The 15256-nt window shown below is 60.7% G+C and carries 14 protein-coding genes; 5 read left to right on the top strand and 9 right to left on the bottom strand.

The genetic code is table 11. The features are described 5' to 3' along the window. Nucleotides 1–2 precede the first annotated feature (2 nt). From mupP to CAF80_RS26555, 3 genes are all read left to right on the top strand, one after another. Nucleotides 3–674, top strand: coding sequence for an N-acetylmuramic acid 6-phosphate phosphatase MupP (gene mupP, locus CAF80_RS26545; protein WP_074688036.1), 672 nt, complete (start codon nt 3–5; stop codon nt 672–674). 75 nt (nt 675–749) lie between these two features. Further along, nucleotides 750–1490: a YciK family oxidoreductase gene (locus CAF80_RS26550; RefSeq protein ID WP_085668124.1), complete on the top strand. Its 741-nt coding sequence runs from the start codon at nt 750–752 to the stop codon at nt 1488–1490. Nucleotides 1491–1852: 362 nt separating this feature from the next. Next, nucleotides 1853–2779, top strand: coding sequence for a GGDEF domain-containing protein (locus CAF80_RS26555; protein ID WP_085668123.1), 927 nt, complete (start codon nt 1853–1855; stop codon nt 2777–2779). 61 nt (nt 2780–2840) lie between these two features. Here the strand turns inward: CAF80_RS26555 and CAF80_RS26560 are convergent, their stop codons facing one another. The 7 genes from CAF80_RS26560 to CAF80_RS26590 form a co-directional block, all read right to left on the bottom strand. Further along, complete coding sequence (locus CAF80_RS26560) at nt 2841–3635, bottom strand: TenA family transcriptional regulator (protein ID WP_039770573.1); 795 nt, start codon at nt 3633–3635, stop codon at nt 2841–2843. A 46-nt stretch (nt 3636–3681) separates the two neighbouring features. Further along, on the bottom strand, nt 3682–6144 hold the full coding sequence (locus CAF80_RS26565; protein ID WP_039770576.1) for an EAL domain-containing protein: 2463 nt from the start codon (nt 6142–6144) through the stop codon (nt 3682–3684). Nucleotides 6145–6505: 361 nt separating this feature from the next. After that, entirely contained in the window at nt 6506–8323 is a 1818-nt protein-coding gene (locus CAF80_RS26570; RefSeq protein ID WP_039770577.1) for an ABC transporter ATP-binding protein, read from the bottom strand. Next, on the bottom strand, nt 8316–8918 hold the full coding sequence (locus CAF80_RS26575; RefSeq protein WP_170928299.1) for a DsbA family protein: 603 nt from the start codon (nt 8916–8918) through the stop codon (nt 8316–8318). The genes CAF80_RS26570 and CAF80_RS26575 overlap by 8 nt, the downstream gene beginning before the upstream one ends. A gap of 35 nt (nt 8919–8953) precedes the next feature. After that, a complete protein-coding gene (locus CAF80_RS26580; protein ID WP_011335384.1) occupies nt 8954–9895 on the bottom strand; it encodes a rhodanese-related sulfurtransferase in 942 nt (313 codons plus the stop codon). Nucleotides 9896–10012: 117 nt separating this feature from the next. Further along, complete coding sequence (locus tag CAF80_RS26585) at nt 10013–10312, bottom strand: BolA family transcriptional regulator (RefSeq protein WP_007950896.1); 300 nt, start codon at nt 10310–10312, stop codon at nt 10013–10015. A 12-nt stretch (nt 10313–10324) separates the two neighbouring features. After that, nucleotides 10325–10843, bottom strand: coding sequence for a DUF2059 domain-containing protein (locus tag CAF80_RS26590; protein ID WP_085668122.1), 519 nt, complete (start codon nt 10841–10843; stop codon nt 10325–10327). A gap of 193 nt (nt 10844–11036) precedes the next feature. Here CAF80_RS26590 and CAF80_RS26595 point away from each other — a divergent pair, with 193 nt between their 5' ends. Further along, on the top strand, nt 11037–12431 hold the full coding sequence (locus CAF80_RS26595) for a class II fumarate hydratase (RefSeq protein ID WP_085668121.1): 1395 nt from the start codon (nt 11037–11039) through the stop codon (nt 12429–12431). Nucleotides 12432–12467: 36 nt separating this feature from the next. On the opposite strand, the gene CAF80_RS26600 is transcribed toward CAF80_RS26595, so the two are convergent. Next, nucleotides 12468–13427 (bottom strand): DMT family transporter, encoded by a 960-nt coding sequence (locus CAF80_RS26600; protein WP_085668120.1) that lies wholly within the window; start codon nt 13425–13427, stop codon nt 12468–12470. A gap of 213 nt (nt 13428–13640) precedes the next feature. Here CAF80_RS26600 and CAF80_RS26605 point away from each other — a divergent pair, with 213 nt between their 5' ends. Next, the gene (locus CAF80_RS26605; protein WP_039770586.1) at nt 13641–13835 is read left to right on the top strand and encodes a DUF6316 family protein; all 195 of its coding nucleotides are present in this window, start codon (nt 13641–13643) and stop codon (nt 13833–13835) included. A gap of 136 nt (nt 13836–13971) precedes the next feature. On the opposite strand, the gene CAF80_RS26610 is transcribed toward CAF80_RS26605, so the two are convergent. Continuing rightward, entirely contained in the window at nt 13972–15156 is a 1185-nt protein-coding gene (locus tag CAF80_RS26610; RefSeq protein ID WP_039770588.1) for a thiolase family protein, read from the bottom strand. Nucleotides 15157–15256 lie beyond the last annotated feature (100 nt).

The following is a 15256-nucleotide window of genomic DNA, read 5'->3' on the forward strand; positions in this document are numbered from 1 at the left end:
CGATGGCCATCAGAGCAGTCCTTTTCGACATGGACGGCACTCTGCTCGATACCGCGCCGGACTTCATCGCCATCTGCCAGGCGATGCGCGCGGATCGCGGCTTGCCGCCGATGAACGACAAACACATCCGCGATGAAATCTCCGGCGGCGCCAAGGCCATGGTCGCGGTGACGTTCTCGATGGATCCGGAGTCGCCGGGCTTCGAGGAGTTGCGCCTGGAGTTCCTCGAGCGCTATCTGGTGGGCTGCGCCGTGCACAGCAAGCTGTTCGACGGGATGGGCGAATTGCTGGCCGACATCGAGAAGGCCAATCTGGTCTGGGGCGTGGTCACTAACAAGCCGCTGCGCTTCGCCGAGCCGATCATGCAGCAACTGGGGCTGGCCGAGCGCTCCGCACTGCTGATCTGCCCGGATCACGTGAAGAACAGCAAGCCGGATCCCGAGATGCTGACCCTGGCCTGCAAGATGCTTGATCTGGATCCGTCGACCGTCCTGTTCATCGGCGATGATTTGCGCGATATCGAATCCGGCCGTGACGCCGGCACCAAAACCGCTGCCGTGACCTATGGCTACATCCACCCGGACGACAACCCTCGGCACTGGGGCGCGGACGTGGTGGTGGATCATCCGCTGGAATTGCGCAAGGTGCTGGATAACGCACTCTGCAGCTGCTGAGACCTGACGCGGAGCGTCGTTGGCTGCATTCCTTTGCTGCGCAGGGGAACGATCTGACTCTTGATGAGGTTTTTTATGTTTGATTACACCGCTCGCCCCGAATTGCTCAAGGATCGGGTCATTCTGGTCACCGGTGCCGGTCGTGGCATCGGTGCGGCGGCCGCCAGGACATACGCCGCCCACGGCGCGACCGTGCTGCTGCTGGGCAAGACCGAAGCCAATCTGACCCAGGTCTATGACGAGATCGAAGCAGCCGGGCATCCACAGCCCGCCGTGATCCCGTTCAACCTCGAAACCGCCCTGCCCCATCAATACGATCAGCTGGCGGCGATGATCGAGACCGAGTTCGGCCACCTCGACGGCCTGTTGCACAACGCTTCGATCATTGGGCCGCGCACGCCGATCGAGCAGTTGTCCGGTGAAAACTTCATGCGTGTCATGCAGGTCAACGTCAACGCGATGTTCATGCTGACCAGCACCCTGCTGCCGCTGCTGAAGCTTTCACAGGATGCTTCGGTGGTGTTCACCTCCAGCAGCGTCGGGCGCAAGGGCCGGGCTTACTGGGGCGCTTATGGCGTGTCGAAGTTTGCCACTGAAGGGTTGATGCAGACTCTGGCCGATGAAATCGACGGCGTGGCGCCGGTACGCTCAAACAGCATCAATCCGGGCGGCACCCGCACGAGCATGCGCGCACAGGCGTACCCCGGTGAGAACCCACTGAACAACCCGACACCGGAAGAAATCATGCCGGTCTATCTGTACCTGATGGGCCCGGACAGCACGGGTATCAATGGCCAGGCCTTCAACGCCCAGTAATGCCATACGTCGCAATTGTTGCCGTGACGGAATCCCGTCGCGGCAGGCAATTGCCGCCTTCAGTACCTCCAACTCTGTCAAACAACCACCACCTACTCCGCTCTAAAAAATCCAAACTATTGATTCTCAACGGTTTTCAAAAAATATGAACCGTATGGCATGACTTTCGCTCTACATCTCCTCAAAGCACGCCGTGTGAAGGCAGCCGGGCAGGGCCTGATGCGATAGCTGACTAATCGTCATCGGGCAGACTAAACTTACCCCAAATGTCCTACGGGACTGATGGATCAGTATGACGCGCAGCCCATAGCCGCTCTCACCCAGCCTGTAAGACAGACTTACTGCTTAGGGGCTCACGCCATATGAAATCACCCTCCCAGACCACTGCAATTGACTTCGACAGTGCCAAATTGCAACGCCTGGGCTTTGGTCAGCAGCCTCCCCTGCTGGCGCGACCTGTCAGCCTGGCGCAATTGCGCCAGCACATGAGCCTGCAACTGCAAACCAGCCTTGAGCCTCAACGCATCCTCGGTCTGTTTTTCCGCGAAGTTCAGCGCCTGGTGCCCCTGGACGCTCTGACCTACGTGCACGACGGCAGCGACCTGCGCCTGGAGTTCGGTGCTCGCGGGCACCATTCGGCCAGCTATAGCCTCAGCCACGAAGGCGAGCAAATGGGTGAGTTGGTGTTCCGCCGCAACCAGCGCTTCAACGAACAGGAACTGGGTTATCTCGAATCACTGCTGTCGGCCCTGCTGTACCCGATGCGCAATGCATTGCTTTACCGCGCCGCCACTCAGAGCGCCCTGCGTGATCCGTTGACCGGAGCCGGTAACCGCATTGCGATGGAGCAGACGCTGCTGCGAGAAATCGAAATGTCGCGCCGGCACCTGCAACCACTGTCGGTGCTGATGCTGGATATCGACCACTTCAAACAGGTCAACGACCTTCATGGTCACAGCGCCGGCGATGACGTCCTCAAAGCCGTGGCCGCGTCAATCAAGGGCCAGTTGCGCAATGTCGACATGGTGTTCCGTTATGGCGGGGAAGAATTTCTGATCCTGCTGTCCAACACCGGTCGCGATGCGGCCGCCATGGTCGGCGAGCGCCTTCGTCAGGCGGCGCAGACCCAGGATTACTACGCCAATAATCAATTGATCGAACTGACCGTGAGCCTCGGCTGCTCGACCCTGTTGCCGGGCGAATCCGCCGACAGCCTGTTGCGTCGCGCCGACAGCGCGCTCTATGTCGCCAAGCGCGAAGGCCGCAATCGCCTGACCATGGCAGGCTAGATTTTCTGCGCCAACAAAAAACGGGAGCCAAGGCTCCCGTTTTTTATGGGTGTCGCCCAAATCAGCTCTCGACCAGCGCCCGACGCTCACGCCCGACCAACACCCGCTCCGACAGCTCAAGCTGCATGCAGCGCTCAAGGAACAGGTACATGTAGTCGTAACTCTTGCAGATGGCCTGTCGCAGTTCCGCCTGCAAGGCTTTGCTCGGGTTTAGCCCGGCGAGGGTGCAGATAATCTCCAGCGCTTCCCACGGGTGCGCGTCATCGTACTGGGCGTGCATCTTCAGCCACTTCATGGCCCGCTTGCGATCTTCTTCAGGGAAAGCGGCGGCATAGACACCCGTCGAACACACCAGCGCCGACCACTCCCCGGTTGCGCCTTCGATGGCGTAGTTGGTAGCCGCGATGGCCACGATCAGTGAATCCGCCGAACTGGTGTGCCAGCACCAGTGGCTCAGAGCATGCAACTCCGGTGGCACTTGTTGCGCTTGCAGGTCTTCCAGGCTCACCCCATGGGCCCGGCTCCAGTGCACCCAATAATCGGCGTGGTTGAGTTCGACGCGGATGTTGCGCATCAGCCAGCGCCGCGCCATGTCCTCGCCCGGGTGGCGGGCGAATTTGGTTTTGGTCAGGTTCTGCGCCATGTACAACGCGAATTGCTCAACGACGGGCCAGCCCCCGATCAGGTACTGGCGCATGGTTCTGGCGCTGAGCTTGTTATCACGCATGCGCAGATAAAGTTCATGTTCGACAACCCGGCGTTTGCTCTCGCTGCAATCCTGGATCAACTGTTGCGCCCAGGCGGGATAACTTGCAGCTTCCATGAGTGGTCCGGTTCGGTTGAATGTGTCGATCACTGTTCGGCTCCTTTTGATTTGTGATTGTAAGGATCGGCAAGAGACTTCAACGGAATGTGCCAGGCGCCTTGAACAACAACGGCTGCGGTCTGGCGGGCCGACTTTGCAAACTGTCACAGGTAAACAACTGCGGGCGTTCAATAACATAACCCTGAGCGTAATCCACGCCGATTTCAAGCAATGCCTGCTCGATCTGCGCTGTCTCGACAAACTCGGCAATTGTCTGCTTACCCATGACATGCCCGATGTGATTGATCACTTCGACCATAGCGCGGTTAATCGGGTCGTCCAGCATATCCTTTACGAAACTCCCGTCGATCTTCAGGAAGTCTACAGGCAAATGTTTCAGATAAGCGAATGAAGACATTCCGGCGCAAAAATCATCCAGGGAAAAGTAACAACCCAAGCCTTTGAGTTCATTGATAAATCTGATTGCACTACCCAGATTTGCAATGGCACTGGTTTCTGTAATTTCAAAACAAATCATTTCAGGCGGTATGCCGTAGTTATCAAACTGTTCCCGCAGAAAGTGCAAGAACGCGTCATCTCCGATAGTAATGCCTGAAAGATTAATCGCACACATTGCCAGAGGACCCTGACACTTATCGTTAATACATTGGGCAATAACCTTAAATACATTCTGCACAACCCAGCGATCCAGCGATGTCATCAATCCGTAACGCTCGGCCGCCGGTATGAAACTGTCCGGGAGAATCATCCGGCCCGCTTCATCATGCAGACGCAGCAGAATCTCGATGTGCCCGCGGGTACCACCGGCAACCGAGCCCAATGGCGCGATTTCCTGGGCGTAGAGACAAAAGCGGTTTTCTTCCAGTGCCATGTGCAGACGTTGAACCCAGGCCATCTCGCCGAAGCGCAGGGACAGTTCCGAGTCGTCGGCATGGTAGACCTGCACCCGATTGCGGCCCTTTTCCTTGGCCATGTAGCAGGCCATGTCGGCAGCCCGCAACGAGGCTTCGAGGGTGGTCGGCGTCTGCGCCACATGCACCAGGCCAATGCTCACCGTGGTCAGGAACGGCCGCCCCTTCCAGACGAAATGCAGGTTCTGTACGGTCTGGCGCAAACTCTCCGCGATCTTCTCGGCGGCCTCCGGGGCACAGTTCTCCAGCAGGATGCCGAACTCGTCCCCCCCCAGCCGCGCCAGGGTGTCACCCTCGCGCAAGCCGGATTGCAGCAACGCGCAGATATGCCGCAGCAATTCATCGCCGGCCGCATGCCCGCAGGTGTCGTTGACCAGTTTGAACTGATCGAGATCAAGGAACATCAGCGCATGCCGCCCGGCCTGTCGCGTCAGGTTATGCAGGGCCTGTTCGAGGCGGTATTCGAACTCGCGACGGTTGGCCAGCCCGGTCAGTGCATCGTGGGTGGCCTGCCACGACAGATTGGCGATGTATTGCCGCTCCTGGGTCATGTCATGCAGCACCAGCACGGTGCCGCTGACCTTGTCGGAATTGCGGATCGGAGCCCCGACCAGAGTCACCGACACGGTACTGCCATCGAGCCGCTGAATCAGCTTGGAGTGTTCACTGCCACCGCTGAGCTGACCGCTGAGAATATGCTCGATCAGGGTCAGCCCCTCGGTCTGGGCGTTGTCGTCCAGCAGATTGAACAGTGCCGCGAGGGGCAGCCCGGCCGCCTGTTCGGCTTTCCAGTGGGTCAGGGCTTCGGCGGCGGGGTTCATGTATTCGATGGCCCCGCTCACGTCGGTGGTGATCACCCCGTCGCCAATCGAGTGCAACGTGACGTGCGCACGGTCCTTTTCCAGTTGCAGCGCTTCGGCAAAGGCATGCCGTTGCTTGAGCAACTTGCGGGTGCGCAGCAGCGCCAGCACGATCAGGCCCAGCGCGGTGGCGAGGTTGGTGAACAGCAGCAGGCGCAGGATCATTCGCGAGCCTTCACCCAGGGCATCGCTGAACGCCTTGGCGGCCGGAGTCACCCCGTCATTAATGGCAAAAATCCGGTCCTTCCAGCGGCGGATATCGGCCTCGGTGGCGGCATTGGCGGTGATGCGCTGATGCATCTCCTGCGCCACGCCATCGAGCTCCACCAGATAGGCATCGCCCAGCGTCCAGCGGTCGATGGCGGTTTCGAGATAACTGAAGTGACGGAAATTCAGGTACAGCCAGATCAGGCTGGAAACGTCGTCGGGATGGTTGCCGCCCTTGAGAATGCCTTCGCGTGCCGCCTGCAGGTCGGGCGGTTGCTTGTCCAGTGCCAGACGCAATTGATGACCGCCCTGAGGCACGGCAATGGCGTTCTGGTACTTGAGGTAGATCGCCTCGTCACGACTGTCGGCGTACAGGTTAAGGTAATAGATCGCGTCTTTCTGGCCCTTGGACCAGAGACTTTCGCCCGCGACATAGCCGCGAACGGCTGACAGGACGTAAAGGCTCACGCCCCCCAGCAAGGCTTGAAACAACACGACGGCAATGAATGGCCAGACGATGCCCAACAACCGTGGCGTTCCGAGAGTCCGCTTTTGCTTCATGGGATTCCTTGCATGAGCACTGCCTGGTCGTCCTTCTCTTTGCGAGCATCCCCCCAAGACTAGGAGGCGTTCGGGGTTCCGGCAAGCGACGGATCCGCCTCAGTTCAGGACAAACGCAGAATAGACTTATGCATGGCCATGGTCACTGGTGAGAACGATTCACCAGGTACTTCAGACCTTCGTTACAGGCGCTCATACCGAGCTTCAATTACACGCAAAACTACCCGGGCAGAGCTGCGCACCCAGGCGCAGCATCAGCACTTCGTTATTGCTCGACAGGCAGGCACACGCCAATGCCAGCACACCAAAAAAAGCGTAATGCGAACGATATGTCAAAGACTCAAGGTGTTGCAGGGCTGACCTACAACCGCTGCAAATGCCCATACAGCTTGGCGTACAACCCACCATCGGCAATCAGTTGCTGATGGTCGCCATCCTCGGCCACTTGCCCGCCGTCGAACACCAGCACCCGGTCCGCCTGCTTTACCGCTGACAGGCGGTGGGCAATGATCAGCGTGGTGCGGCCATGGAGGAAGCGCGCCATGGCCTGGTGCAGGTTGTATTCGGTGGCGGCGTCGAGGGCTGACGTCGCCTCGTCGAGGATCACTACTTTGGGCTCGGCGAGGATCATCCGGGCGATGGCCAGACGTTGCCGTTGGCCGCCGGACAGACGCACGCCGGAGCGGCCGACGATGCTGTCCAGGCCGTCCGGCAAGGCGCGGATGGTGGGTTCGAGCTGGGCGATTTCCAGTGCCTGCCAGCAGGCTTCGTCACTGCGGGTACGGCCCATGGTCAGGTTGGCGCGTACGGTGTCGTTGAACAGCGCCGGATGCTGCAGCACCACCGCGACATTTTCCCGAACCGTTTCCAGGCCGATTTCCTGCTGGGTCGACCCACCGAAACGGATCGTCCCGGCCAGCGGTGTGTACAGGCCCAGCAGCAATTGCACGAGGGTACTTTTGCCGCCGCCACTGGCACCGACAATCGCTACTTTCTCACCGGGGGCGATGGACAGGTTCAATTGATCCAGCACCAGTTCGTCGCCATAACCGAAGCTCAGACCCTGCACCTGAATCCCGACGGTATCGCGGCCCTTGAACGGATCGACGCCGCCGGGGTATTGCGGCTCGTCGGCGCGGGCCAGCAGTTCGTTGATCCGCGACAGCGCTCCGCCGGCGGCGTAGTAGGCGTATTGCAGGTTCAGCAGCTGTTCGACCGGGCCGATCATGAACCACAGATAGCTGAACACCGCGAGCATCTGCCCGATCGACAGGTCGGAAAACAGCACCGTCAACATGGCCGCCGCGCGGAAGATGTCGATACCGAACTGGAACAGCAGGCCACTGGCGCGGTTGGAGGCGTCAGTCTTCCACTGCGAATTTACCGCGTAGTTGCGCACTTCCTGCGCGCGCAGCCCCAGCCGTCCGAGGAAGAAGCCCTGGCGGTTGCCGGCGCGCACTTCCTGGATCGCATCGAGGGTTTCGCTCAGCGCCTGAGTGAAGCGCGAGGTGCTGTCGTTCTCCAGTTTCTTCAGATGCTTGACCCGTTTGCCCAACTGCACCGTGGCGTAGATCACCAGCGGGTTGAACAGCAGGATCAGCAGCGCCAGTTTCCAGTGCATCCACATCAGGATGCTGGCGGTGCCGACCAGCGTCAGCATCGCCACCAGAAAACGGCTGAGGGTTTCGCCGACAAATTTGTCGAGGGTGTCCAGGTCGGTGACCAGGTGCGTGGTGACCGTGCCGCTGCCCAGGCTTTCGTATTCACCCAGCGAGATCCGTTTCAGACGCTCGATCAACCGCACGCGAATCCGATACACGATGTCCTTGGCCAGCCGCGCAAACAACCGCGCCTGCAACACGCCAAAACACAGGGCGCTGCAGCGCAGGGTCAGCGTCACCACCAGCATCAGGCCGATGTAACCCGCCGCTTGCTGCCACATTGAGGGCAGCACGTGGTTCATGACTTTCAGCGCAGCATCGCCATGGCCGAGCAGGACTTCGTCCACCAGCAACGGCAACAGCAACGGAATCGGCACGCTGCACAGCGTCGCCAGTACGGCCACGCCGTTGGCGATCCACAGGGATTTTTTGTGATGAAGTGCCAGTCGCCGGACTTCAGCCCAGCTCAGCCGGTCGACACGCTTGACGGCTGGCGTGTCATCGGCCGGGTCAGACACAGGCCGCGCGCTCCAGCCATCGACCGAGCAACGGCGACAGTTCACTGAGCGGCTGGTAACCGTTGGTCAGCAACGCCAGCTGGCCGTTGCGCTCGGCGAGCAGGGTCGGGAATCCGGCGATGCCCAGATCCTGAACCCAAGTGAAATCGGCCTGGGTCGCCTTGTGCTGATCGGCATGATCAAACAGGGCAGCAAATTCGATACGCGGGACGCCGGCCTTCTCGGCCAGCTCCACCAGAACGCTGGCCTGAGTGACATCGCGACCTTCGGCGTAGAACGCGTGCTGGATCAACCCGACCAGTTTCCACGCGCAATCCGGCGCCAGGCTGCGCGCCGTAACGATGGCCCGGCAGGCAGGCTCGGTATCGTAGACAAAACCGTCGGGCAACGCGCCTTCAAATTTGAACGGCTGGCCGGTGGCCTCGGTGACCGCCTGCCAGTGTTCGAGAATGTAGCGCCGGGTGGTTGGCTCCAGTGCCGAACCGCTACCGGTGCGCAACCCGCCGACCACCAGGTGCAGTTCCACCCCGGCGGCCTGCGCCTGCTCCACCAATGCCTTGGCCACCGGGGCAAATCCCCAGCACCACGAACACATCGGATCCATCACATAGAGCAGGCGTGCAGACATGATTAAGCCTCGGTGGATGCTTGCTTATAGTTGTAGCCGATCGGGTGCGGCATGTTGCGCGCTTTTGCCAGTTCGATCTGCTTCTGGCGGTCGATGGCGCTGCGGCGGGTCTTCTCGCTCAGGGTATCCCAGCAGTGCGGGCAGCTGATGCCGGCCACGTAATGCTCGGAGGCGCGATCTTCAACGCTGACCGGGGTGCGGCAGGCGTGGCACTGATCGTAGTCGCCTTCGCTCAGGTCATGGCGCACGGTCACACGGTTGTCGAACACGAAGCAGTCGCCCTGCCATTTGGTCTCTTCCTGCGGCACCTCTTCGAGGTACTTCAGGATGCCGCCCTTGAGGTGATAAACCTCTTCGAAACCTTCGCCGAGCATGTAGCTCGAGGCTTTTTCACAGCGGATGCCGCCAGTGCAGAACATCGCGACCTTCTTGTGCACGGCCGGATCGAAGTGTTCTTTGATGTAGTCGGGGAATTCGCGAAAACTGGTGGTTTTCGGATCGATGGCGCCTTCGAAGGTGCCGATCGACACTTCGTAATCGTTGCGGGTGTCGATCAGCAGCACTTCCGGATCGCTGATCAGTGCGTTCCAGTCCTTGGGCTCGACGTAGGTGCCGACCTTCTTGTTCGGGTCGACGCCTTCAACGCCCAGGGTCACGATCTCTTTCTTGAGCTTGACCTTGGTGCGATAGAACGGCTGCTCGTCGCAGTACGATTCCTTGTGATCGATATCGACCATGCGCGGATCGTTGCGCAACCAGGCCAGCAGGCCGTCGATGCCTTCACGGCTGCCGGAAACCGTGCCGTTGATGCCTTCTTCGGCGATCAGCAGGGTGCCTTTGATGCCGTTGTCGACCATCGCTTGCAGCAGGGGCTCGCGCAGGTTGACGTAATCTTCGAGGGTGACGAACTTGTACAGTGCCGCCACGACAATCGGTTGTGTCATGGGTATTTCTCCAGGTGGCTACCCTCGTAAAGGGTGAACCGGATGCGAAAAAAAACGCGCCGGGTGAGCGGCGCGTTGCGGATTCTAGCAAAAAACCTCAGTTCATTGCTGCAAGGCTCAATGCTTGCTGCCGCCGGCACAGGTCGGCGACGCCGGAGCGACGCCTGTCTCTGCCCATTCCTGCGGGGTGTAGGTGTGCAGCGCCAACGCATGGAACTCGCCCATCAGCTCGCCGAGCGTGCCGTAGACTTTCTGGTGGCGCTTGACCCGGTTCAGGCCTTCGAACTGCGCACTGACCACCACTGCCTTGAAGTGGGTCTGCAACCCGCGACTGTGCATGTGGCTTTCGTCCAGCACTTGCAGATGCTCAGGCTGAAGCAGCGCCAGCGTCGATTCGATGCGTTGTTGCATGGTCATCACGAACTCCGCTTACTTCTTCTTGGCCGGCGCTGCGCCTTTAGGAGCCAGCTCGTTGGTCATATCGTCCAGCAGCTTGTTGACCACCGGTACGGCGCTTTCCAGTTTGGCCTGGGTCATTTGGGCCGATTGCTGGGTCAGCTGCGGCATTTTTTCCAGGACTTTCTTGCCCAGTGGCGACTGGTAGAACGCGACCAGATCCTTCAATTCCTGTTCGCTGAAGTTGCTGGTGTAGAGCTTGACCATGTCCGGCTTCAGCTTGTTCCAGCCGATGGCCTGGTCCAGAGCGGCATTGGCCTTGGCCTGATAGGTATCCAGAACGGCTTTCTTGGATTCCGGCGCCTTGGTCTGTTCAAAACGCTGGGCGAACATCTGCTGAACCTGCATGTACACCGGAGTGCCCAGCTTGTCAGCGTGCGCCAGGGTCAGGAAAGCTTCGGCACTGGCGTTGTGGCTGGCGGTATCGGCAAGCACCTGGCCGCTGGCGCAAACCAGGGCAACCGCGGTGCAGATGGCACGAAGACGAGTCATCGAGTTTCCTTTTCAGCTAGGCGAGGTAAAACCCCAAGGGCGACCATTCTGCGCCTGAATAACGCTGCGGCTCAACCCCCGGCCCTTGCCGCGCTTGATTGGCGGGGATTTGCCGGTCAACAATCGACCGGATGGAACCACCCGGGCCGACACCGGCCTAAACTGCGCAAACAGACCAACAGGAGTGTGCACGATGAGCCGTATCGAAACCGACAGCCTGGGCCAGATCGAGGTCCCGGACGACGCTTACTGGGGCGCTCAGACGCAACGCTCGCTGATCAACTTCGCCATCGGTCAGGAACGCATGCCATTGCCGGTACTGCACGCCCTGGCCCTGATCAAGAAAGCCGCGGCCCGGGTCAACGACCGCAACGGCGACCTGCCTGCCGACATCGCCCGCCTGATCGAACAGGCCGCCGACGAAGTGCTCGACGGCCAGCACGACGACCAGTTCCCGCTGGTGGTCTGGCAGACCGGCAGCGGTACGCAAAGCAATATGAACGCCAACGAAGTGATCGCCGGCCGCGCCAACGAACTGGCCGGCAACCCGCGCGGCGGCAAGACGCCGGTGCACCCCAACGATCACGTCAACCGCTCGCAGAGCTCCAACGATTGCTTCCCCACGGCCATGAGCATCGCCACCGCGCAAGCGGTACAGACGCAACTACTGCCAGCCATCGCCGAGCTGTCGGGCGGTCTGGCCGAGCTGTCAGCGCGGCACATGAAACTGGTGAAGACCGGCCGCACCCACATGATGGACGCCACGCCGATCACCTTCGGCCAGGAAATCTCCGGATTCATAGCGCAGCTGGATTACGCCGAACGGGCGATTCGCGCGGCGTTGCCGGCGGTCTGCGAACTGGCGCAGGGCGGCACTGCCGTCGGCACCGGGCTCAACTCGCCCCACGGCTTCGGCGAAGCGATTGCCGCTGAACTGGCGGCGTTGTCGGGTCTGCCGTTCGTCACCGCACCGAACAAATTCGCTGCCCTCGCCGGCCATGAGCCGTTGACTACCCTCTCCGGCGCCCTGAAAACCCTCGCCGTGGCGCTGATGAAAATCGCCAACGACCTGCGCCTGCTGGGTTCCGGCCCACGAGCCGGTTTTGCCGAAGTGCGCCTGCCGGCCAACGAACCGGGCAGCTCGATCATGCCCGGCAAGGTCAACCCGACCCAGTGCGAGGCGTTGTCGATGCTGGCCTGCCAGGTGCTGGGCAACGACGTGGCGATCGGTTTCGCCGCCAGTCAGGGGCACTTGCAGTTGAACGTGTTCAAACCGGTGATCATTCATAACCTGCTGCAATCGATCCGCCTGCTGGCCGATGGTTGCAGCAACTTCCAGCAGCATTGCATCGCCGGGCTGGAACCGGATGCCGAAGTCATGGCGAAGCATCTGGAACGCGGCCTGATGCTGGTGACGGCGCTGAACCCGCACATCGGCTACGACAAGTCGGCGGAAATCGCCAAGAAGGCCTACAGCGAAGGCAAGACCCTGCGCGAAGCGGCGCTGGAGCTGGGCTATCTGACCGATGAGGAGTTCGATGCCTGGGTGCGGCCGGAAAACATGATCGAGGCCGGGGCCAAGGGCTGAGTCATGCCGATCCTTCCCGTGCCCGGCACGGGAAGGTCATCCGACCAACAGTTTCGCCCGCCGCGCCTTGAGCCCGGCAATCAGCGAAGGCCCGAGCGCCACCAGCGCCGAACCCAGTACCACCAGCACCGCCCCGCCATACCCCAGCAGATTGATTTGCTCGGCATGCACATACTCGGGCCACACCCCCGCCGCCACGGCCACCGCACCGAACGTCACCAACGGCGTGATCGCCAGCGTCGCACTGACCCGCGAAGCTTCCCAATGCGCCAGCGCCTCGGCAAATGCGCCGTAGGCGATCAGGGTGTTCATGCAGCACGCCAGCAGCAGCCAGCCCTGCAACGGGTTCAGCGAAAGTGCTTCGAGCGGATGCACCCAAGGTGTCAGCAACAGGGCGCAGAACAGGTAGATCACCATCATCACCTGCAACGAATTCCACACCGTCAGCAATTGCTTCTGGCCCAGCGCATAGAAGGTCCAGACGGTCGAAGCCAGCAGCACCAGCAACACACCAGCGGTGTAATCAGACAAAGACGTGAGCAATTCCGCCAGACGCTGATTGAAGAACAGCGCGAACCCGATCAGCAGCACCGCCAGGCCAATGCCCTGACCGATACTGAAGCGTTCCTTGAACACAAACAGACTGGCGATCAGCAACATGATCGGCCCCATCTGCACCACCAGTTGCGCAGTGCCGGGGCTGAGCAGGTTCAGGCCCATGAGGTACAGCACGTAATTGCCCACCAGCCCGAGCACCGCCATCAGCACCAGCCAGCCGCCCTTCCGCCCGAGCACCTTGCGACTGGGCAAGCGTTTGGTCGCGGCCAGATAAATGAACAGGCAACCGCCGGACACCAGCAGGCGAAACCAGGTCACCGTGACCGGGTCCATCACCACCAGCACCTGCTTGAGCTTGATCGGCAGGATTCCCCAGAGAAACGCCGTCAATAACGCCAGGAACATGCCGTACACCCAACGACCCGATGAAACGTGCATGAGAACCCCAAGCGCCAGAGACAGGAGCGCTCATTCTAGGCGTACGGACCAGCCCTACACAGGGACAGTTGCGTTTCAGCCGCAAATGAAACTGTGCAGGTCGCAGCAGAAAATTGACGCTGGGCCGTTGATCGGCTGGCCGGGCGGGATAAGTGGTTCAGGCATAAGCTCATTGGATCCAGCCCGGGACATCACTCACCAAGGAGACCCGTCATGTTAGGCATGCGCGCCCAGGACACCGCCCCCGCCACGCACTTTCGCAGCGACCGCGTGTGCCGGGTCAACGGCGAACTGTATTTCAGCACCCGGGAAAACACCCTCGAAGGGCCATTCGACAGCCACGAGAAAGCCGAGCAGGAAATCCGCGCGTACATCGCGCGGATGCAATTGCTGGATTCCGGCAGATAAGCCGTGCTGAACCCAATCGCGGGCAAGCCCTCTCCCACAGGTTCCGGGTTGGCCACTGAATTGTGAGCACACTCGAACACTGTAGGAGCGGGCTTGCCCGCGATTACGATTTGCCGGTCAACGCATCGTTCAAGGCCTAGCGCACAGCCTCAAACAACCCGGTCGCCCCCATCCCCCCGCCCACGCACATGGTCACGATCCCGTAGCGCAGATTGCGCCGCTGCAACTCACGCACCAGATGCCCGACCTGCCGTGACCCGGTCATGCCGAACGGGTGACCGATGGAAATCGAACCGCCGTTGACGTTGTACTTCTCGTTGTCGATTTCCAGCCGGTCACGGGCGTACAGGCATTGCGAGGCGAACGCTTCGTTCAATTCCCACAGATCGATATCCGCCACCTGCAGGCCCTTGGCCTTGAGCAGCTTTGGCACCGAAAACACCGGGCCGATGCCCATTTCGTCCGGCTCGCAACCGGCCACGGTGAACCCACGGAAAAACGCTTTTGGCTTGAGCCCCAGTTGCAGGGCTTTTTCCAGGCTCATCACCAGCGTCATCGAGGCGCCATCGGACAACTGCGACGAGTTGCCCGCAGTCACCGACCCGTCCTCGGCGAACACCGGTTTCAACCCGGCGAGGCTTTCATAGGTGGTGTCCGGGCGATTGCAGTCATCGCGGTCGACGATGCCGTCGAGGATCTGCACTTCACCGCTGTTCTTGTCTTCAACCCGGTACTTCACCGGCATCGGCACGATTTCATCGTTGAACAGGCCTGCTGCCTGCGCCTGGGCGGTGCGGATCTGACTTTGCAGCGAGTAACGATCCTGCGCCTCGCGACTGACGCCATAACGGCGCGCCACCACTTCGGCGGTCTGGCCCATGGTGTAGTAGATGCCCGGCGTCTGCTGCTTGAGCAACGGGTTGATCAGGTGATCGGTGTTGACGCTTTTCAGGGTCAGGCTGATCGACTCGACGCCGCCGGCGACGATGATGTCGCTGCAACCCGACGCGATCTGGTTGGCGGCAATCGCAATCGCCTGCAAGCCCGACGAACAGAAACGATTGAGGGTCATGCCGGCGGTGCCAGTGCCCAGTTGCGAGAGCACCGCCACGTTGCGGCCGATGTTGTAGCCCTGAGCGCCCTCGTTGGAGCCGGCGCCGACGATGCAATCCTCGACGCTGGCCGGGTCGATGTCGTTGCGCGAGAGCAACGCATTGACGCAATGGGCCGCCATGTCATCGGGACGGGTCTGGTTGAACTTGCCGCGAAAGGACTTGGCCAGGCCGGTCCGTACGCTGTCGACGATCACCACTTCACGCATGGCATACCTCATTGTTGCAGTCGGTTGAGAGTGGAACGAGCATAAGTCCACCCAATCGCCGACCGCGACGATCATTCACCTCGCGTATGCGGGCCCATCG

Origin of the sequence: Pseudomonas sp. B34(2017) (genome assembly GCF_002112915.1) — a bacterium.
Classification (GTDB): Bacteria; Pseudomonadota; Gammaproteobacteria; order Pseudomonadales; family Pseudomonadaceae; genus Aquipseudomonas; species Aquipseudomonas pharyngis.

Coding starts and splice junctions, on each gene's coding strand:
- mupP (WP_074688036.1), top strand. CDS start 3: ATGGCCATCAGAGCAGTCCTTTTCGACATGGACGGCACTCTGCTCGAT.
- CAF80_RS26550 (WP_085668124.1), top strand. CDS start 750: ATGTTTGATTACACCGCTCGCCCCGAATTGCTCAAGGATCGGGTCATT.
- CAF80_RS26555 (WP_085668123.1), top strand. CDS start 1,853: ATGAAATCACCCTCCCAGACCACTGCAATTGACTTCGACAGTGCCAAA.
- CAF80_RS26565 (WP_039770576.1), bottom strand. CDS start 6,144: ATGAAGCAAAAGCGGACTCTCGGAACGCCACGGTTGTTGGGCATCGTC.
- CAF80_RS26575 (WP_170928299.1), bottom strand. CDS start 8,918: ATGTGTTCGTGGTGCTGGGGATTTGCCCCGGTGGCCAAGGCATTGGTG.
- CAF80_RS26580 (WP_011335384.1), bottom strand. CDS start 9,895: ATGACACAACCGATTGTCGTGGCGGCACTGTACAAGTTCGTCACCCTC.
- CAF80_RS26585 (WP_007950896.1), bottom strand. CDS start 10,312: ATGACCATGCAACAACGCATCGAATCGACGCTGGCGCTGCTTCAGCCT.
- CAF80_RS26590 (WP_085668122.1), bottom strand. CDS start 10,843: ATGACTCGTCTTCGTGCCATCTGCACCGCGGTTGCCCTGGTTTGCGCC.
- CAF80_RS26595 (WP_085668121.1), top strand. CDS start 11,037: ATGAGCCGTATCGAAACCGACAGCCTGGGCCAGATCGAGGTCCCGGAC.
- CAF80_RS26600 (WP_085668120.1), bottom strand. CDS start 13,427: ATGCACGTTTCATCGGGTCGTTGGGTGTACGGCATGTTCCTGGCGTTA.
- CAF80_RS26605 (WP_039770586.1), top strand. CDS start 13,641: ATGTTAGGCATGCGCGCCCAGGACACCGCCCCCGCCACGCACTTTCGC.
- CAF80_RS26610 (WP_039770588.1), bottom strand. CDS start 15,156: ATGCGTGAAGTGGTGATCGTCGACAGCGTACGGACCGGCCTGGCCAAG.